This is a genomic window from Bacillus sp. TL12 (assembly GCF_022625245.1).
Lineage (GTDB): Bacteria > Bacillota > Bacilli > Bacillales > Bacillaceae_G > Bacillus_A.
Genome location: NZ_JAJJBY010000023.1, coordinates 44,597 through 64,809, shown reverse-complemented (window position 1 = coordinate 64,809; position 20,213 = coordinate 44,597). Strand labels below are relative to the sequence as shown.

Sequence of the window (20,213 nt, the reverse complement as noted above, 5' to 3'; positions counted from 1 at the left end):
ACAACAGCTTTTTTCTATGCAACGTCTTCTGTTTTTTCTTTTCGAAGAGTACTATTTTTGTAACCATAGCTGAAATAGACAACAAGTCCAATTACAAGCCATACGGCAAAGCCAATCCATGTTGTTGCTGGTAGTTGCAATGCAAGGTATCCACAGAATAGAACAGCTAAAGCGGGAATCCATGGTACCAATGGCACTTTAAAAGCACGCGGTAGTTCTGGTTGTTTTTTGCGTAAGATGATTACCCCAATTGATACAACTATGAATGCGAATAATGTACCGATATTTGTTAATTCTGCTAGTTTATTTAAAGGAACAAAACCAGCAAAGAAAGCAACCATAGTTGCAGTGACCCAACTATTGATAACAGGTGTTTTTGTTTTTTTATTTACGCGAGAGAGTGCTTTTGGTAGTAAACCATCGCGGCTGATTGCGTAAAATAAACGTGTTTGTCCATAGAGCATAACGAGTAATACAGTTGTAATTCCAGTAATTGCTCCTAAAGAAATGAAACCAGCAACCCAATCTTGTTGAATGTATTGTAGTGCAAAGGCAACAGGGTTTTTTACACCTAACTGGTCGTATGGAACGATTCCAGTTAATATTAATGAAACGACAATATATAAAATAGTACAGATTGTTAAAGAAGCAATAATGCCGATTGGCATGTTACGCTGTGGATTCTTTACTTCCTCAGCGGCTGTTGATACAGCATCAAATCCAATATAAGCAAAGAATACAGTTGCTGCTCCAGCTGTTACGCCAGAGAAGCCAAATGGCATAAATGGTGTCCAGTTTTCAGGCTTTACATAGAAAGCACCAACGCCGATAAATAGAAGGATGACAAAGAGTTTTATAGCTACCATAATGGCATTGAAACGAGCTGATTTTTTCGCACCTTTTGTTAATAATAATGTCATTAGAAAAATGATACAGATTGCCGGTAAGTCTACGTATGTTCCAGCCTCGGGATTATAAGCGCTTGTTAGAGCGGTAGGTAATGTAATACCGAAACCACTTAATAATCCTTGGAAATATCCTGACCAACCCGACGCAACAGCTGAGGAAGCTAACCCGTATTCCAGGATTAAATCCCAACCTAAAATCCAAGCGATTAATTCTCCAAATGTTGCGTAGCTATAAGTGTACGCACTACCTGAAACCGGTACAGTTGAAGCGAATTCAGAATAGCATAGTGCCGCAAATATACAGGCTAAACCGGATAAAATAAATGATATAATAAGTGCTGGTCCTGCATGCTCTGCCGCGACAACGCCGGTAAGAACGAAAATGCCGGTTCCGACAATAGCGCCGACCCCTAACATAGTAAGGTCAAATGCGCCGAGTTCTTTCTTTAAAGACGCCCCTTTTTGTTCGGACTGTGCTAGTAATGCTGAAATGGATTTTTTTCGAAATAGATTCATATAGTTTCCTCATCTCCTTTTTGTTTAAAAATTCTGAAAAATAACTTCATTTTGTCGTATAATGTCGAATCCTTGTAGTTTGTATTCTAATGTGAAAAAACAACTTTGTAAATAATTATTTTTTAGAAAATTCTACCTTTTCTTATTTATGAGTATATATGCATTTTTCTTCCAACTGATTTCGTGTTGAATAATAGTATAAAGCCAAAACGAGCTGGAGAGGATTGAATATGAGAAAAGGAATTACTTCATTGTGTTTTCTATTTTGTATTAGCAGTTTGGTAGCATGTTCACACCCTGACAGTAAAATCGATGAGAATCATGATGTGATTGCAAAAGGGCATAAAGTTTCTAATTTACATAAATTCGAGAAGTTCGTCGTCAATGTTGAAAAAGATGTAACAGATAAAATAAGGATTGTGAATTATACAGATGAGGGAGATCCAATCTTTCAAACACTAGAATACGATGGGGAAGAAATTATCTATACGTCAGATAGTTCTCAGGATAAATTTGCTGGTAAAGATAAAGGTGTTTACTCTGATACTTGTAAAAAGATAACAAAAGATGTTTTTGAAGAAGACATAAGGTATAGGTTAATAGAGTGCACTAATAAGGCTGGGCGTAATGGGTACGATTTGTTACCAGTTCCCGTAAAATAAATTTGGATGGAAGAAGGAAGGGGCTTATAGAAGGATCCTTCCTTTTTCTATTTATATTGTCGAAAACTTTACCGAATATCTGTTCGTTTTCTTGGTTTTTTTATGGGCATTCGTGGTAAAATGGGAATACAGATTTTTTACGAGGAGGTCGGTTTTGTTTGGAACATCAATTTGAGATTGTCTCAGAATATTCCCCGCAAGGTGATCAGCCGAGGGCGATAAAGCAGCTGGTCGCGGGGATTAATAATGGTAAGAAACATCAAGTATTGCTTGGAGCGACAGGAACGGGTAAGACATTTACGATTTCGAATGTGATTAAAGAAGTGAAGAAGCCAACACTTGTAATGGCTCATAATAAAACGTTAGCGGGACAGTTATATAGTGAGCTCAAGGATTTCTTTCCGAACAATGCGGTTGAGTATTTTGTGAGTTACTACGATTATTATCAACCGGAAGCGTATGTACCACAAACCGATACGTTTATTGAGAAAGATGCACAAATTAATGATGAGATTGATAAATTGCGCCACTCCGCAACATCAGCTTTATTTGAACGTGATGATGTCATTATTGTGGCAAGTGTTTCTTGTATTTATGGTTTAGGTTCACCAGAAGAATATCGTGAACTTGTCGTTTCTTTGCGCGTTGGTATGGAGAAGGACCGTAATCAGTTGCTTCGTGAACTTGTTGATGTGCAGTATGGCCGTAATGACATTGATTTCCAGCGTGGGACATTTCGTGTACGCGGGGATGTAGTTGAGATTTTCCCAGCATCACTTGATGAACATTGCATTCGGATTGAGTTTTTTGGAGATGAGATTGATCGAATCCGTGAAGTGAATGCCTTAACAGGTGAAGTATTAGCAGAACGTGAACATGTAGCAATCTTCCCGGCATCTCACTTCGTTACACGTGAAGAAAAAATGAAAGTTGCCATTGAAAATATCGAAAAAGAATTAGAAGAACGTTTAAAAGAATTAAATGATAACGGTAAGTTGTTAGAAGCACAGCGGATCGAACAGCGAACTCGTTACGATTTAGAAATGATGCGTGAGATGGGCTTTTGTTCAGGGATTGAGAACTACTCCCGTCATTTGACGCTTCGTCCAGCGGGTTCAACGCCTTATACATTAATAGATTACTTCCCTGATGATTTCTTAATTGTTATGGATGAGTCACATGTAACAGTGCCCCAAGTAAGAGCTATGTATAACGGGGATCAGGCACGTAAACAAGTGCTTGTTGACCATGGGTTCCGTCTGCCATCAGCGATGGATAACAGACCGCTTATGTTTGAAGAGTTTGAAGAGAAAACGAATCAAGTTGTGTATGTATCAGCAACGCCGGGTCCATACGAACTAGAGCATGTACCGGAAGTTGTGGAGCAAATTATCCGTCCAACGGGGCTTTTAGATCCGCAAATTGATGTAAGGCCAATTGAAGGACAAATTGATGATTTATTAGGAGAAATACAAGACCGAATTGCGAAAAATGAGCGCGTATTAATTACGACATTAACAAAGAAAATGTCAGAGGATTTAACAGATTACTTAAAAGATGTGGGGATTAAAGTAAACTATCTGCATTCTGAAATTAAAACGCTAGAGCGGATTGAAATTATTCGTGATCTTCGTCTTGGTAAGTTTGATGTGCTTGTCGGTATTAACTTATTACGAGAAGGACTCGATATTCCGGAAGTGTCACTCGTAGCGATTTTAGATGCGGATAAAGAAGGTTTCTTACGTTCAGAGCGATCTTTGATTCAAACAATTGGTCGTGCAGCGCGTAATGAAAACGGTCATGTAATCATGTACGCAGATCGGATCACGAAATCGATGAATATTGCAATGGAAGAGACGAAACGCCGTCGTCAAAAGCAAGAAGCTTACAATGAGGAACATGGTATTACGCCGAAAACAATTCAAAAAGAAGTGCGTGACGTAATTCGTGCAACAACAGCCGCAGAAGAAACAGAAGTATATGAAACAACGCCGGCTAAGAAAATGACGAAGAAAGAACGGGAAAAAACAATCGCGAAGATGGAAGCAGAAATGAAGGAAGCGGCAAAAGCACTAGATTTCGAGCGTGCAGCTGAGCTGAGAGATTTACTGCTAGAATTAAAAGCGGAAGGGTGAAAAGAGTGAGCAAAGATTTTATCGTTGTAAAAGGTGCGAGAGCGCATAACTTAAAAAATATTGATGTAACCATTCCGAGAAATCAGCTCGTTGTTGTGACAGGTTTGTCTGGTTCAGGGAAATCATCATTAGCATTTGATACGATTTATGCAGAAGGGCAGCGCAGGTACGTGGAGTCTTTATCCGCGTATGCGCGCCAGTTCTTAGGGCAAATGGATAAACCGGATGTGGATACAATTGAAGGTTTATCTCCTGCCATTTCAATCGATCAAAAAACGACGAGTCGTAACCCGCGTTCAACGGTTGGAACCGTGACGGAGATTTATGACTATTTACGTCTATTATTTGCACGTATTGGGACGCCAATCTGTCCGAATCATGGGATTGAAATTACATCACAAACGGTAGAACAGATGGTAGACCGTGTTTTGGAATACCCAGAGCGTACAAAATTACAAGTGTTAGCGCCGATTGTGTCAGGACGTAAAGGTGCACACGTGAAAGTATTAGAAGATATAAAGAAACAGGGTTATGTTCGTGTTCGTGTTGATGGAGAAATGCTTGATGTTTCTGAAGAGATTACATTAGATAAAAACAAGAAGCATTCGATTGAAGTTGTAATTGACCGTATCGTTATAAAAGAAGGAATTGCGAGCCGCCTTGCCGACTCCCTTGAGAGCGCACTCAAGCTTGGCGGAGGTCGTGTATTAATTGATGTGATTGGAGAAGAGGAGCTTTTATTTAGTGAGCATCACGCTTGTCCGCATTGCGGTTTCTCGATCGGGGAGTTAGAGCCTCGTATGTTCTCTTTCAATAGTCCATTTGGAGCTTGTCCGTCTTGTGATGGGCTCGGTTCGAAATTAGAAGTAGATCTAGAACTTGTGATTCCAAACTGGGATTTATCTTTAAATGGTCATGCGATTGCTCCTTGGGAACCGACTAGTTCGCAATATTATCCGCAATTATTACAATCGGTATGTAATCATTACGGCATTGATATGGATATGCCCGTAAAGGATATACCGAAAGATTTATTTGATAAAGTGTTGTACGGAAGCGGAGAAGAGAAGGTTTATTTCCGTTATGTGAATGACTTTGGTCAAGTGAAAGAAAGCGAGATTTTATTTGAAGGAGTTATTCCAAATATTGAGCGTCGTTACCGTGAAACGAGTTCGGATTATATTCGTGAGCAAATGGAGAAATATATGGCCGAGCAGGCGTGTCCGAAATGTAAGGGAGGCCGCTTAAAGCCAGAAAGCTTAGCTGTTTTTGTTGACGGGAAAACGATTGCGGATGTAACAAAGTATTCTGTTCAAGAAGTGTATGATTTCTTCGATGCCATTGAACTAACAGAAAAACAGGAAAAGATTGCTCGTTTAATTTTACGTGAAATTAAAGAGCGGGTAAGTTTCTTAATTAACGTAGGACTTGATTATTTAACATTAAGCCGTGCAGCGGGAACATTATCAGGCGGTGAAGCACAGCGTATTCGTCTGGCAACACAAATTGGTTCTCGTTTAACGGGTGTATTATATATTCTTGACGAACCTTCTATCGGCTTACACCAGCGTGATAATGACCGTCTAATCCGTACATTGCAGGAAATGCGCGATTTAGGAAATACACTAATCGTTGTTGAGCATGATGAAGATACAATGATGGCTGCCGATTACTTACTTGATATCGGTCCTGGTGCAGGGATTCATGGTGGGCAAGTTGTATCAGCTGGATCACCAGATGAAGTGATGAATGATGATGATTCATTAACAGGACAATATTTAAGCGGTAAGAAGTTTATTCCGGTTCCACTTGAAAGACGTAAAGGGGACGGACGAAAAGTTGAGATTATTGGTGCAAAAGAAAATAACTTAAAAAATGCGAAAATGTCATTCCCGCTTGGTACATTTGTAGCAGTAACAGGTGTATCTGGTTCTGGAAAAAGTACGATGATCAATGAAGTTTTATATAAATCGTTAGCGCAGAAATTATATAAAGCAAAAAGTAAGCCAGGCGCACATAAGGACATTAAAGGCCTTGAACATTTAGATAAAGTTATTGATATTGATCAATCACCAATTGGACGAACACCACGTTCAAACCCTGCAACATATACAGGTGTGTTTGATGATATTCGCGATGTGTTTGCACAAACGAATGAAGCGAAGGTACGTGGATATCAAAAAGGCCGCTTTAGCTTTAACGTAAAAGGCGGACGTTGTGAAGCATGTCGTGGTGATGGCATTATAAAAATTGAAATGCACTTTTTACCAGATGTATATGTTCCATGTGAAGTATGTCATGGAAAACGTTATAATCGTGAAACGTTAGAAGTGAAATATAAAGATAAGAACATTTCTGAAGTACTAGGAATGACGATTGAAGATGGGGTAGAATTCTTTGCGAATATCCCGAAAATTAAACGGAAGTTACAGACGCTTGTAGATGTAGGGCTAGGTTATATGAAATTAGGACAGCCGGCCACTACACTATCGGGTGGTGAAGCGCAGCGTGTGAAACTTGCCTCTGAATTACACCGCCGTTCTACAGGGCGTACGTTATATATTTTAGATGAGCCAACAACAGGTTTACATGCACATGATATTGCACGTCTTCTAGAAGTATTGCAGCGCCTTGTTGAAAGTGGGGAAACTGTGCTTGTCATTGAGCATAATTTAGATGTAATTAAAACAGCTGATTACATTGTTGACCTTGGCCCAGAAGGTGGAGACAAAGGCGGACAAATCGTTGCTTCAGGGACTCCGGAGCAAGTTGTAAAAGAAGAGCGTTCGTATACAGGAAAGTATTTAAAAGGTATTTTAGAGCGTGATACAGCTCGTATGAAAGAGAAAATGAAAGAGGTTGAAGTAGGGAGCTAAGCCGATTTGGCTAGCTCTCTGTTTTAGTTTTGGGAAAGAACCAGTTTTAGTGTGATAGGTATACAAGTATGAAGAATGGAATAAGCTTTTATATGATTTTATTTTTTTTTTCCGCAATATACGTCGTGGTTATGAAAATACAAACAGATTCCCTACTCACATTCTCCCTATGTTTTCACAAGGCATGGGGCGAAAAAGGAATCTGACCGCTACTATGTATGGACGGACGCTCTCTTCCCACCAAAAAAGAAAGGTTTTCAGTCGTTCTATAAATGGTCACTTGGCGTTTGCAACCCATTAGCGTATGATTAAATATATATATCAAAAGGATGTGTAAGAAAATGAGATGGATTCTATCACTTCTTGTGAATAGCGTCGTGTTAATTGTTGTATCAGGTCTTCTGAAGGGAATTGCACCAGACGCATTTTACATAGAAAATATACAAACGGCAATTATTGCGAGCATTATCTTATCGATTTTAAATGTGTTTGTAAAACCGTTATTAATTTTAATTACGTTGCCGATTACGGTACTAACATTTGGATTCTTCCTAATCGTAATTAACGCGATTACGCTAAAAATGACAGATTCTTTATTAGGTGATGCTTTTAATATATCTGGATTTGGTGTAGCGATAGTTGCGGCAATTTGTATTTCTATTTTAAATATGCTGATTGATAAAGTAATTGTAGAGCCATTATCTGAAAAAAAATAGAAAAGTGACAAAAAGAAAAACATTTCATGAACGCCATGAAATGTTTTTCTTTATTTAATAGAAACCACATTTCTTGTTTGCAGAAAAAAATGGTACAATATCGGATAGAATGGAATTTTACATCAAATGAGACTGAACCCGCAGCGGAGTGGAGGTTTACATATGCCGAAAGTAAGGACGAAAGATTTAATTGAACAATTTCAATTAGAGTTAGTGAGTGGTGAAGAAGGGATTCACCGTCCGATTGATACAAGTGATTTATCGCGACCTGGAATTGAAATGGCAGGATTCTTTACATATTATCCAGCTGATCGCGTCCAGCTTCTTGGAAAAACGGAACTTACCTTCTGTGAGACGTTAACAAGTGAGCAAAAACAAGAAAGAATGAAAGTTCTTTGTACAGAAGAGACACCTTGTATTATTGTAACGCGTAGTCAAGATGTGCCAGAGGAATTATTGCAAGCATCACGTGAATCTGGCGTGCCTCTTTTACGTTCTGCCCAAACGACGACAAGACTATCAAGTCGTTTAACAAACTATTTAGAGAGTAAGTTAGCGCCAACAACTGCTGTTCATGGTGTATTAGTAGATATTTACGGTGTTGGTGTTTTAATTACAGGTCAAAGTGGTGTCGGAAAAAGTGAGACAGCGCTTGAACTTGTAAAACGTGGTCATCGTCTAGTTGCAGATGATAGCGTTGAAATTCGTCAAGAAGATGAAGATACATTAGTAGGAAGTTCACCAGATTTAATTGAGCATTTATTAGAAATCCGCGGTTTAGGTATTATTAACGTAATGACGTTATTTGGTGCAGGTGCTGTACGAAATTATAAGCGTATTACACTTGTGATTAACCTCGAGATTTGGGATCAAAAGAAAAACTATGATCGCCTAGGTCTTGATGAAGAGAAGATGAAGATTATAGATACAGAACTTACGAAGATTACACTTCCAGTGCGACCTGGTCGAAACTTGGCTGTTATTATTGAAGTAGCAGCGATGAATTTTAGGTTAAAACGAATGGGAGTCAATGCAGCCCAACAATTTTCAGAGCGCCTAATGAGTGCGATTGAACTAGGGAATCAGGAGTAATTGAGGAGAGGGAGGTCATCCATATGCTGTTAGGGTCTGTACCACAGTTAGACCGCATAGCCATTCAACTTGGACCATTCCCAGTCTATTGGTATGGACTTATTATCGGGACAGGTGTTTTGCTTGGTCTTTGGCTTGCTACACGCGAGGGTGAACGGTTAGGTATTCCAAAAGATACGTTTGTCGATCTTGTTTTAATTGCGGTGCCAATCGCGATTCTTTGCGCACGCGCATACTATGTTATTTTTGAATGGGAATATTATATGCAAGATCCAAAGCAAATTATTAATATTCGTCAAGGTGGCTTAGCGATTCATGGTGGTTTAATCGGGGCGGTTATTACGGGGATTTTCTTTGCGAAGAGACGCGGGCTTTCTTTCTGGAAGTTAGCTGATATTGCAGCACCGAGTATTTTGCTTGGACAAGCAATCGGACGCTGGGGAAACTTTATGAACCAAGAGGCTCATGGTGGTGAAGTAACAAGACAGTTTTTAGAAGGCTTACATTTACCAGAGTTTATTGTGAATCAAATGTATATTGATGGTGTTTATTATCATCCAACGTTCTTATATGAATCATTATGGAGTTTTGCAGGTGTAATCCTATTGTTGTTATTACGAAAAGCGAATTTACGACGTGGTGAATTATTCTTTACGTATTTAATTTGGTATTCAGTTGGCCGTTTCTTTGTGGAAGGGTTACGTACAGATAGCTTAATGTTAGGGCCACTTCGTATTGCACAAGTGGTGTCTATCGGACTTGTTGTTATTTCAATCATTTTCATTATTGTGAGACGTAAAATGGGGCAAGCTGATAAAAGATATTTAGAAGACTAGAAAAAGTAGCATCTTATATGAGATGCTGCTTCTTTCATATTCAGATAGCGAAAGGACCATAGCATATGAAAATAAATACAGTGTTATTTGATTTAGATGGAACATTAATTAATACAAATGAACTCATTATTTCTTCTTTTTTACACACGTTAAATAAGTACTATCCAAATCAGTATAAGCGCGAAGATGTATTGCCGTTTATCGGTCCATCTTTGCATGAGACGTTTAGTTCAATGAATGAAAGTAAGGTAGATGAGATGATTCAGTGCTATCGCCAGTTTAATCATGACCATCACGATGAACTAGTGGAAGAATATGAAACTGTTTATGAGACAGTCCAAGAGCTAAAGAAGCAAGGATACAAAATTGGAATTGTAACAACGAAGGCAAGACAAACGGTAGAAATGGGTTTAAGGCTTTCTAAATTAAATGAGTTCTTTGATGTTATTGTTACAATTGATGATGTACAGCATGTGAAACCACATCCAGAACCAATTCAAAAAGCATTAAAGCTACTACATGCAAATCCAGAAGAAACGTTAATGGTTGGTGATAACCATCATGATATAGTGGGCGGACAAAACGCAGGTACGAAAACCGCGGCAGTTGCTTGGACAATTAAAGGTAGAGAGTATTTAGAGTCATATAAGCCGGATTATGTATTAGATAAAATGAGTGACTTGTTATCTATTTTGTCTGAATAGTAGGTAAGAGGAGAGAGAAAAGTGCGACGGACAACGCGCTACCCTGTTTCAGGAGCAAATTCACTATGGAATGTATATAAGACAGTATCTTTCTTTAAGGTGATGAAAAATTTTATTGTCATTCAAATTGCACGTTATACACCATTTTTACGAATGAAAATTTGGCTGTATCGCACATTTTTACGAATGAAAGTAGGAAAGCAAACATCATTTGCGCTTATGGCAATGCCGGATATTATGTTTCCAGAAAAGATTACAATTGGAACGAATTCAATAATTGGCTATAACACAACGATTTTAGCTCACGAATATTTAATTCATGAATATCGCCTTGGTGAAGTCATTATAGGGAATGAAGTAATGATTGGAGCAAATTCAACTATATTGCCAGGTGTAAAGATTGGGGACGGCGCCATTGTTTCAGCAGGTACACTTGTTCACCGTGATGTACCAAGTGGTGCTTTTGTAGGTGGAAATCCGATGCGTATCATTTATACGCAGAAAGAAATGGTAGAGAAGAGAAGTTCGTTGTTAAAAATGTAACATTTCTCTTCTCTTTTTATGAATAAAAAGGAAATAATTGATTATAATATACTGTTTTGTTTTTTACGGAATCGTTTATACTTATAAATAGAAAATGTATGAGCGAAGAAAACAAAAAACTGGAGGATATATGGGGAAAAATCAACGGATGTATAAGGAGAACGGACAAGTTATCTCTTTTAATCAATTAGCTGATTTCTTTTATAAAAAAGGAATGAAAGCTTATCAAAGTCATAAATTACAAGATGCAATTAAATATTTTCGAAGAGCGGCACAAAGTGAGAAAGAGCCGTTTATTTTATGTCAATTAGCGACGGTATTATCTGAAGTCGGTGAGTATCAAGAATCAAATCAAATTTTCTTGAAATTAATTCGTTCGAATTCTGATATTGAGCAGTGCTATTATTTTATCGCAAATAATTACGCATATCTCGGTTTGTTTCAGCAAGCAAAGAAGTATGCGGAGAAATATTTAGAGATAGCAACGGAAAAAGAATTTGTAGAAGATACGTTAGAATTACTTGAGATTATGGAAGAAGAATCGTTGGATACGGAAGAGATTGAAGATGAAGATGAATTAATTGTTATGCAGGAAGAGGCGAATCGCTATATTCGTAACGGACAATTGGAGGAAGCGATTGCTACGCTTGAAGTTGTAACGAAGGATTATCCAGAATTTTGGTCGGGTTATAATAACTTAGCAATTGCGCATTTCCAATCAGGAAATGTAGATCAGGCACTAAAGTTAACAGAAATGATTTTAGAGAAAAATCCTGGTAATATGCATGCGCTTTGTAATACGCTTATTTTTCTATATTCAATTGGAGAGCATAAACAAGTAGAAGCGTTAGCGGGGCAACTAGAATCAGTATATCCGATGTCATTTGAGCATCGATTAAAGCTAGGAACAACATTTGCAACAATTGGTTACTTTGCATCAGCATATAAATGGTTAAGGTTATTAAAGCGTCAAGGTTATGAAGGTGATGTCAGCTTTTACTATTGGTTTGCATACTCTGCTTATATGATACAAGATCAACATACAGCCGAAAAAATGTGGCAATCTGTTGTAGAATTACACCCTGATAAAAAAGGGAAAGAGCCGTGGAATGCCCTGCATTTAGCTGATGAAGGGCAGAATGTTTTGTTTGAAGAGCTGCGGAAATCTTTTGGGCAAAGTGAAACGTTAGAAGAGAAAATGCTAGCACTATATTTAATGAATGAACTAACAACACCAGAGAAAATTAGCTTTTTCTTTGAGGTGGCGCAGGCGAAAAATGGTGTGCCGATCGTTTCACAACTGGCAAAATATTTCTTTTTAATGAGTAGTCATAAGAGTATTCCAGGCGAGTTACAAGCGTTTGAACAATGCGTCAGAATTTCGGATGCCTTATATAACTATACAAATAAAGAAGATGAATTGATTGAAGAATGCTTGCATTTTTGGTTTTGTACGTTTATCCGTTTATATACATCTGGTACGGTCTTTACGAATGTGTTTGGGTGGTCTGCGGCAATCGAATATATTGTGCGCGGCCAGCAGAGAAATAAAATGACACAGGCCGAACTTGGAAATATATATAATGTATCTGTAGCAACTGTGAGAAAATATGTGCAAGTAGTAAAGCGTACTCATGCATAGGCAAATCATTGGGAAAAAACAGGTGCTAACAGTATAATGAGGGTAAGTTATGGTAGGAATGAAGAGGAGTGAATAGTGTGTCAGAAGAAAAAATTTATGATGTCATTATTATTGGTGCTGGACCAGCTGGGATGACAGCTGCAGTGTATACGTCTCGTGCAAATTTAAGCACGCTTATGCTTGAGCGAGGTATTCCAGGCGGACAAATGGCGAATACAGAAGATGTAGAAAACTATCCAGGTTATGAATCCATTTTAGGACCTGATTTATCAAATAAAATGTTCGAGCATGCAAAGAAATTCGGTGCTGAATATGCATATGGTGATGTAAAAGAAGTCATCGATGGTAAAGAATATAAAACAGTTGTGGCTGGTAAAAAGGAATATAAAACACGCGCAATCATCGTTGCAAGTGGTGCAGAGTACAAAAAAATCGGTGTGCCAGGTGAAAAAGAACTTGGAGGCCGCGGTGTATCATATTGCGCAGTATGTGACGGTGCATTCTTTAAAGGGAAAGAACTTGTTGTTGTTGGCGGCGGAGATTCTGCTGTTGAGGAAGGTGTGTATTTAACACGTTTCGCATCAAAAGTAACAATCGTTCACCGTCGTGATACACTTCGCGCACAGAAAATCCTGCAAGATCGTGCTTTCCAAAATGAAAAAGTAGACTTCATTTGGAATCATACTGTAAAAGAAATCAATGATGAGAATGGTAAAGTAGGTAGTGTAACACTTGTAGATGTGAACACTGGTGAAGAACAAGAGTTCAAAACAGATGGTGCTTTCATTTATATCGGTATGTTACCACTATCAAAACCATTTACTGAGCTAGGTATTACAAATGAAAATGGTTATATCGAAACAAACGAACGCATGGAAACGAAAGTTCCTGGTATTTTCGCAGCTGGTGATGTTCGCGAAAAAATGCTTCGTCAAATTGTAACAGCAACTGGTGATGGCAGTATCGCAGCACAAAGTGCACAGCACTATGTAGAAGAGCTGTTAGAGGAATTAAAAACTGTAACAGAATAATAAGGATATGAATCCTTTTTAGAGAAGAAAGCTACCTTCATAGATGGTGGCTTTCTTCTTTTATTTTCTTCCTAAAATGTCAAATGTTTGTCAAAATTTCTTTGGATTACAAGATTCCTTATTGTTATACTAGAATTTATGGGAAAAATGACTATGAGAAATGAGGAGTTTATTCAGTATGGAATGGCGTAATATATATCGTGGTTTTTTTATGGGCGTTAGTGATTTAATTCCTGGCGTTAGTGGTGGCACAATTGCTGTTGTATTAGGGATTTATGAAAGGTTGCTTGCGGCAATTAGCGGGTTTTTTAGTCGTGAATGGAAAAAGCATTTAGGGTTTTTAATTCCGCTTGCTATGGGCGTAGCGGCTGCGTTTTTAACATTAAGTCATGTGATTAAGTATTTGCTAGAATATCATTATGAGTCAACGCAGTTTTTCTTCCTTGGTTTAATTATAAGTATTTTACCAATGTTGATGAAGGAAGCGAATGCGAAAGAAACATTTAAAGGTGGACATATTGTCATATTAATCGTTGCAGCGGCTCTTGTAGCTGTAACAGCACTTTTTAAGCCAGATAAAGCGGCAGATCCAATTACGACGTTAACTATTTTAAATGCAATTGGGCTATTCCTGGCAGGATGGATGGCTAGTATGGCTATGTTACTTCCAGGGATTAGTGGGTCATTTATTTTATTAATCATCGGTGTATATCCAACAGCGATTAATGCGTTAACAACATTAAATCTGCCACTAATTGCAGTGATTGGCGCAGGGGTTATGGTTGGATTCGTTGTAAGTAGTAAAGGAATTAGTTACTTATTGACACATTTTAAAAGTGCAACATTCGCAGCAATTATCGGACTTGTTATTGGATCGATTGCAGTAGTGTTTCCAGGTATTCCGGCCGGTGGAATGTCGATTGTAAGCTCTATTATTACGTTTATTTTAGGATTTGCGATTGTATCGTATTTCAGTAAAAAATAAGTGGTAAATCTCCTTGACGATAAAATTCGTTAAGGGGATTTTTTTATGTTCTTAGGAAGAATAAGTTTATATATATCTATATCCATTTTATTTTTTTGACATATAAGTCACCGTTATGAAAAGAAAAGAAGGTCTTCGCTCATTTTTTCCTTCTGTTTTCACATGGCATGGGGCGAAAAAAGGAACTAACCGCTTCTATCCATGAGCGGATTCTCTCTCCCACCTAAAAGGAATGATTTTGGTTGTTTAACCCGTATTTGGCTTGTTTAAGGAGCTAGCCTCCTTCATTGTGACAAACTGTTTTTGATAGTATAATGAAATGAGTATATGATGAAGAAATTCGTCATAAGTAGCTGAGGTGAAGAGGCATGCAAAGAGTAACAAACTGTGTGTTAATTAAAGATAATGAAGTTCTCCTACTACAAAAACCTCGTCGGAACTGGTGGGTTGCACCGGGCGGGAAAATGGAACGCGGTGAAACAGTGAGGGATTCCGTTGTCCGCGAATATCGTGAAGAAACAGGCATTTATTTAAAGAACCCAGCATTAAAGGGAGTCTTCACTTTTGTCATTCAAGAAGGCGATAAAGTTGTTTCTGAGTGGATGATGTTCTCCTTTTTAGCGACAGATTTTGCAGGAGAAAACAAATTAGAAAGCGAAGAAGGCATCATTGGTTGGCATACATTTGATAAGATTGATGAATTAGCAATGGCGCCGGGAGATTATCACATTATTGATTATTTAATTAAAGGAAATGGAATCATCTACGGTACGTTTGTATATACACCAGATTTTGAATTACTTTCATATCGATTGGATCCAAGCTAAACCGCCGAGGAGGGATACAATGACAGTAAATAATGATATTAAAATGGTAATTATTACAGGGATGTCCGGTGCAGGAAAAACAGTAGCTCTGCAAAGCTTCGAAGATTTAGGATATTTTTGTGTAGATAACTTACCGCCGATGTTATTGCCAAAGTTTGTTGAACTGATGGCAGACTCGAAAGGGAAAATGAACAAGGTGGCACTTGGTATTGATTTACGTGGCCGCGAATTTTTTGAGCATTTATGGGGAGCGCTTGATGATTTATCAGAACGCACTTGGATTATACCTCATATTTTATTTTTAGATGCGAAAGATAGCACGCTTGTAACGCGTTACAAAGAAACGAGACGTTCGCATCCACTTGCGCCAACAGGGCTTCCGTTAAAAGGGATTGAGGCCGAGCGTAATTTATTAACAGACATGAAGGCAAGGGCGAATATTGTGCTTGATACGTCTGAGTTAAAACCGAAAGAATTGCGCGAAAAAATTGTTCATCTGTTTTCAACAGAAAACGAGCAAGCATTTCGTGTAAATGTGATGTCATTTGGATTTAAGTACGGCATTCCAATTGATGCAGATTTAGTATTTGATGTTCGTTTTTTACCAAATCCATATTATATTCCACAGATGAAGCCGTTAACAGGACTGGATGAAGAAGTTTCATCATATGTGCTCAAGTTTAATGAGACACATAAATTTTTAGAAAAGTTGACGGATCTTATTAGTTTCATGCTTCCTCATTATAAAAGAGAAGGCAAGAGTCAGCTTGTAATTGCGATTGGATGTACAGGTGGGCAACATCGTTCTGTTACACTTGCAGAATACCTTGGAAAACATTTGAAACCAGAATATATCGTTCATATATCTCATCGTGATGTGGAGAAGAGAAAGGGCCATTAAGGGATGAAAAAAGAGAGGAAACCTAAAATTGTCATCATGGGAGGAGGAACTGGACTATCGGTTTTATTACGAGGATTGAAGAAATATCCTGTTGATATTACAGCGGTTGTTACAGTAGCTGATGACGGTGGCAGTTCAGGTAGATTGCGTGATGAGTTAGAAATTCCACCGCCAGGCGACATTCGTAACGTGCTTGTTGCGTTATCAGATGTCGAGCCGCTTGTGGAAGCTTTATTTCAACATCGTTTTACATCCGGAGAAGGTTTAACGGGTCATGCATTAGGTAATTTATTATTAGCTGGTATGACGTCGATTACAGGAGACTTTTTCCATGCCATTACAGAAACGAGTAAAGTGTTAAATGTGAGAGGGCGTGTTTTACCAGCGGCCAATCAAAGTGTTGTTCTTCATGCCGAACTGGAAGATGGGCAAATTGTAACAGGTGAATCGAAAATTCCGTATTTTGGGAAAAAAATCAATCGTGTATTTTTAACACCGGGCGATGTAGAACCATTGTATGAGACATTGATGGAAATTAAACGAGCAGATTTACTTGTCTTCGGTCCAGGTAGTTTGTACACAAGTATTTTGCCAAACCTAATTGTAGAAAAAATCGGTAAAGCTGTTCTTGCTGCAAGGGCCAAAAAAGTATATGTATGTAATGTCATGACGCAAGCTGGAGAAACGATGGAGTATACAGCATTTGATCATGTGCAGGCTTTACATGATCATCTTGGAGAACCTTTCATTGATACAGCGATTGTAAATAATCATGATATTCCTGCTGAATTACGTAAATTGTATGAAGAAGAAATGTCTGAACCGGTTGTGGTTGATGAACATCGTTTTGCTCAAAATGACATTCGCTTAATTCAAGATGAATTAGCAAAGTATGATGATCAAGTTGTAAGACATGATACATTAAAGTTAGCTTCTATTTTATATTCGTTATTATAAGCATGTGTTATCTCTGTACGAGATAACGCTACTCATTCATATAGGACAAGATTTTTGTTCCAAAATATCGTATAAGGAGGTGGGGCTGTGTCATTTGCATCAGAAACAAAGAAAGAGCTCACGAAGCTTGAAATGAAGGAGTGCTGTGAGAAAGCAGAATTATCAGCATTGCTTCGAATGAACGGATCACTTTCTTTTTCAAACCGTCGTCTTTCGATTGATATTCAAACAGAAAATGCAGCAATCGCAAGAAGAATTTACACATTGCTGAAAAAGGGATATGACGTGACGGTAGAATTGCTTGTTCGTAAAAAAATGCGACTGAAGAAAAATAATGTATATATCGTTCGGCTTGTTGAGAAATCCCGTGAAATATTGGCGGATTTGCATATTGTTAGAGAAGACTTTTCATTTATTCGCAATATCTCACAGGAATTGATTGAAAAGAAATGCTGCAAACGATCGTATTTAAGAGGTGCGTTTTTAGCAGGTGGTTCAGTAAATAACCCAGAAACATCATCTTATCATTTAGAGGTCTTTTCGTTATACAAGGAACATAATGATTCTATATGTGAACTGATGAACGGATTTGATTTAAATAGTAAGACGCTGGAAAGGCGTAAAGGGTACATTACGTATTTAAAAGAAGCGGAGAAAATTACGGAGTTTTTAAACATTATCGGTGCACATAATGCATTGTTAAGATTTGAGGATATTCGTATTGTCCGCGATATGCGTAATTCAGTTAATCGATTAGTGAACTGCGAAACAGCCAATTTAAATAAAACAATTGGTGCCGCTTTAAGGCAAATTGAAAATATTCGTTACATTGATGAAACGGTTGGGCTCGATGTTTTACCAGATAAATTAAGAGAGATTGCACAATTACGTATTAATTATCAAGATGTAACATTGAAAGAATTAGGCGAGATGGTATCTGGAGGGAAAATTAGTAAATCAGGTATCAATCATCGCTTGCGTAAGATCGATGAAATTGCAGAGAAATTACGCGCGGGGGAACCGGTAGCAAAAAAATAACGGTAAAGGGGAAATGGGAGCTATGGTCCAGAAACAAGTTGAGGTTGCATTAAAAAACGGCTTACAAGCACGTCCGGCTGCGTTGTTTGTACAAGAGGCAAATCGTTTTCATGCTGATATTTTTATTGAGAAAGATGGAAAAACAGTCAATGCGAAGAGCATAATGGGGATTATGAGCTTAGCGATTGGATCTGGCAGTAATGTAACGATTATAACAGAAGGTTCAGATGCAGAAGCTGCTTTAGAAGCGCTGGCAGCATATGTACAAAATAAACAGTAAAAGCTATCGCATGCAGCGATAGCTTTTTTGATTGGGGCAATTTGTTGTGGCGAATCGCCAATTAAAGGTTCACTTTATCATTCTCATATGAATTATGAAAGAATCCGTTTTTCTCCTTGAAGTTCACGAATCGGTTGAATATTTTGCGTAAATTCAAGAGTACCCATATATTTTCCATTTGTATTTCGTACTGCGAAGTAGCGAATATATACATATTTATCTTGAAATTTAATCCAAAAATCTTCACAATCTTTTTTTCCAGATTTGAAATCTTCTAAGAGTTTTTCAACGACATGAACGCTTTTTGGAGGATGGCAGTTTTGGACTGTTCGACCAATGACAGCTTTCGTACGGGCAAAGATTCGTTCTTTTCCATGGGAGAAGTAGCGCACAACATCATTTTCGTCAATGAACGTAATATCCACAGGTAAGTGATTTAACATCAGTTCTAGCTGTTTCAAAGATAATATACCTGTTTCGAAACGAATCAACCCTTCGGATATAGCTTCTTCTTTGATCATATTTCTTTCTGGTTTCCATGTATTTATAGGACTTGTTAAGCAGTAGCCGATTTCATCACTTTCATGAGCGATTTTTAGCCATTCATCTTCTGTAAGAGTTTGAAGGGCCATTGGAAATAAAATGTTTTCTTCTTTAAAAATCATTTCGGTTACGTCCTGGATGACGAAAGAAATACTGTCTAAGACTGATTTTTTATCTTGATTATAATTTAATAATTGTTGTTTTGCCTCTTTAATAGCGTCACGAATTCTGTCATCAACGCCCCACATAACTTGAGTTGGTCCGTAAATACCGTATTTCTCTAAATAAGGGAAAAGCAGATTTTCTTTCCGGCTATAATGTTTATCAACATCTAGTAATAAATTTAAGTCTTCTAGTAATTTATAAATGTTTTCTTCGTTATCTTCTTTTTCAAAACGTTCATAGTGAAGTTGAAGTTTGAAATTCACAAGTAGGTCGATTTCTTTATTTTCTATTTTAAATGTATGAATCGGATGTCCCGGCTGTTCTTCTTGTTTATTAGACTGATGGATTTCTTCAATAGATCCCTTAAAAACAGCTGTATGCACGGAACATAAACGTTGTACTTCTTCTACAGGAATTCCTTCTTCCTCCATAAGTGCCTGTTCGAGTTTTGAAATTTCTGCGACGGTAATATTTCCGATTGCTTCTTGAAACTGAGCGGTTACATCTTCTACGCTTTTTCCGTTATGAAGATCTTTAATAATAGTCTTTAAGATTGTTTGTCGTTCAGAGCTATTTATATTTTCTTGTTCACGGTTATTAATCATTTCACTCATAAGGATTCTCCTCTACTCGTTAATGTTAAATCCATTATTTTGAAAAGCCTCTTTTACTATGTCTAATGAAATACCTTTCATTCGGCAGCCTTTCGGAATAGTCATTATACGGCCGGCTGTTTGTAGCATATTAGGTTTCGTTATATTTTCAAATCCAAGGTTCTTTAGAATTGGGATAATTTCAGGATATTGAGTCGTTAAATCATAAACAGTATGATGAAAATTAATTTGTTTTATCATCA

Annotated in this window: 19 protein-coding genes; 16 read left to right on the top strand and 3 right to left on the bottom strand. The window is 37.8% G+C overall.

Going from position 1 to position 20,213, the window contains the following annotated elements:
• Positions 1-14 precede the first annotated feature (14 nt).
• Positions 15-1,424, bottom strand: a complete 1,410-nt coding sequence (bcaP, locus tag LOK41_RS19275) for a branched-chain amino acid transporter BcaP (RefSeq protein WP_241817878.1) — start codon at positions 1,422-1,424, stop codon at positions 15-17.
• A gap of 230 nt (positions 1,425-1,654) precedes the next feature.
• Between bcaP and LOK41_RS19270 the strand changes: the two genes are divergently transcribed.
• The 16 genes from LOK41_RS19270 to LOK41_RS19195 all read left to right on the top strand — a co-directional run bounded on the left by LOK41_RS19270 (position 1,655) and on the right by LOK41_RS19195 (position 18,649).
• Complete coding sequence (locus tag LOK41_RS19270; protein ID WP_241817877.1) at positions 1,655-2,086, top strand: DUF4362 domain-containing protein; 432 nt, start codon at positions 1,655-1,657, stop codon at positions 2,084-2,086.
• A 158-nt stretch (positions 2,087-2,244) separates the two neighbouring features.
• On the top strand, positions 2,245-4,221 hold the full coding sequence (uvrB, locus tag LOK41_RS19265) for an excinuclease ABC subunit B (RefSeq protein WP_174101028.1): 1,977 nt from the start codon (positions 2,245-2,247) through the stop codon (positions 4,219-4,221).
• 5 nt (positions 4,222-4,226) lie between these two features.
• A complete protein-coding gene (gene uvrA / locus LOK41_RS19260) occupies positions 4,227-7,097 on the top strand; it encodes an excinuclease ABC subunit UvrA (RefSeq protein WP_241817876.1) in 2,871 nt (956 codons plus the stop codon).
• A gap of 341 nt (positions 7,098-7,438) precedes the next feature.
• Entirely contained in the window at positions 7,439-7,813 is a 375-nt protein-coding gene (locus tag LOK41_RS19255) for a phage holin family protein (RefSeq protein WP_174101026.1), read from the top strand.
• Positions 7,814-7,975: 162 nt separating this feature from the next.
• Positions 7,976-8,905, top strand: a complete 930-nt coding sequence (gene hprK / locus LOK41_RS19250) for an HPr(Ser) kinase/phosphatase (RefSeq protein ID WP_174101025.1) — start codon at positions 7,976-7,978, stop codon at positions 8,903-8,905.
• 23 nt (positions 8,906-8,928) lie between these two features.
• Positions 8,929-9,741 (top strand): prolipoprotein diacylglyceryl transferase, encoded by an 813-nt coding sequence (lgt, locus tag LOK41_RS19245; protein ID WP_174101024.1) that lies wholly within the window; start codon positions 8,929-8,931, stop codon positions 9,739-9,741.
• A gap of 65 nt (positions 9,742-9,806) precedes the next feature.
• Positions 9,807-10,445, top strand: a complete 639-nt coding sequence (gene ppaX, locus LOK41_RS19240) for a pyrophosphatase PpaX (RefSeq protein ID WP_241817875.1) — start codon at positions 9,807-9,809, stop codon at positions 10,443-10,445.
• Positions 10,446-10,466: 21 nt separating this feature from the next.
• Complete coding sequence (locus LOK41_RS19235; RefSeq protein WP_241817874.1) at positions 10,467-10,988, top strand: acyltransferase; 522 nt, start codon at positions 10,467-10,469, stop codon at positions 10,986-10,988.
• A 130-nt stretch (positions 10,989-11,118) separates the two neighbouring features.
• The gene (locus tag LOK41_RS19230) at positions 11,119-12,630 is read left to right on the top strand and encodes a tetratricopeptide repeat protein (RefSeq protein ID WP_241817873.1); all 1,512 of its coding nucleotides are present in this window, start codon (positions 11,119-11,121) and stop codon (positions 12,628-12,630) included.
• A gap of 77 nt (positions 12,631-12,707) precedes the next feature.
• Positions 12,708-13,661, top strand: a complete 954-nt coding sequence (gene trxB / locus LOK41_RS19225) for a thioredoxin-disulfide reductase (RefSeq protein WP_241817872.1) — start codon at positions 12,708-12,710, stop codon at positions 13,659-13,661.
• Between the two features lie 178 nt (positions 13,662-13,839).
• Complete coding sequence (locus tag LOK41_RS19220) at positions 13,840-14,646, top strand: DUF368 domain-containing protein (protein WP_241817871.1); 807 nt, start codon at positions 13,840-13,842, stop codon at positions 14,644-14,646.
• 368 nt (positions 14,647-15,014) lie between these two features.
• On the top strand, positions 15,015-15,473 hold the full coding sequence (locus tag LOK41_RS19215; protein WP_001190078.1) for an NUDIX hydrolase: 459 nt from the start codon (positions 15,015-15,017) through the stop codon (positions 15,471-15,473).
• A 19-nt stretch (positions 15,474-15,492) separates the two neighbouring features.
• Positions 15,493-16,374 carry an RNase adapter RapZ gene (rapZ, locus tag LOK41_RS19210; protein ID WP_174101018.1) on the top strand — a complete coding sequence of 294 codons (882 nt, stop codon included), beginning with the start codon at positions 15,493-15,495 and terminating at the stop codon, positions 16,372-16,374.
• A 3-nt stretch (positions 16,375-16,377) separates the two neighbouring features.
• Complete coding sequence (locus LOK41_RS19205; protein WP_241817870.1) at positions 16,378-17,331, top strand: gluconeogenesis factor YvcK family protein; 954 nt, start codon at positions 16,378-16,380, stop codon at positions 17,329-17,331.
• Between the two features lie 87 nt (positions 17,332-17,418).
• Complete coding sequence (gene whiA / locus LOK41_RS19200) at positions 17,419-18,369, top strand: DNA-binding protein WhiA (RefSeq protein ID WP_003201892.1); 951 nt, start codon at positions 17,419-17,421, stop codon at positions 18,367-18,369.
• Between the two features lie 22 nt (positions 18,370-18,391).
• A complete protein-coding gene (locus LOK41_RS19195; RefSeq protein WP_006096515.1) occupies positions 18,392-18,649 on the top strand; it encodes an HPr family phosphocarrier protein in 258 nt (85 codons plus the stop codon).
• Between the two features lie 92 nt (positions 18,650-18,741).
• On the opposite strand, the gene LOK41_RS19190 is transcribed toward LOK41_RS19195, so the two are convergent.
• Together LOK41_RS19190 and LOK41_RS19185 are read right to left on the bottom strand one after the other, a co-directional pair.
• Entirely contained in the window at positions 18,742-19,971 is a 1,230-nt protein-coding gene (locus tag LOK41_RS19190; RefSeq protein WP_241817869.1) for a DUF438 domain-containing protein, read from the bottom strand.
• A gap of 12 nt (positions 19,972-19,983) precedes the next feature.
• Positions 19,984-20,211, bottom strand: coding sequence for a DUF1858 domain-containing protein (locus tag LOK41_RS19185; RefSeq protein WP_241817889.1), 228 nt, complete (start codon positions 20,209-20,211; stop codon positions 19,984-19,986).
• Positions 20,212-20,213 lie beyond the last annotated feature (2 nt).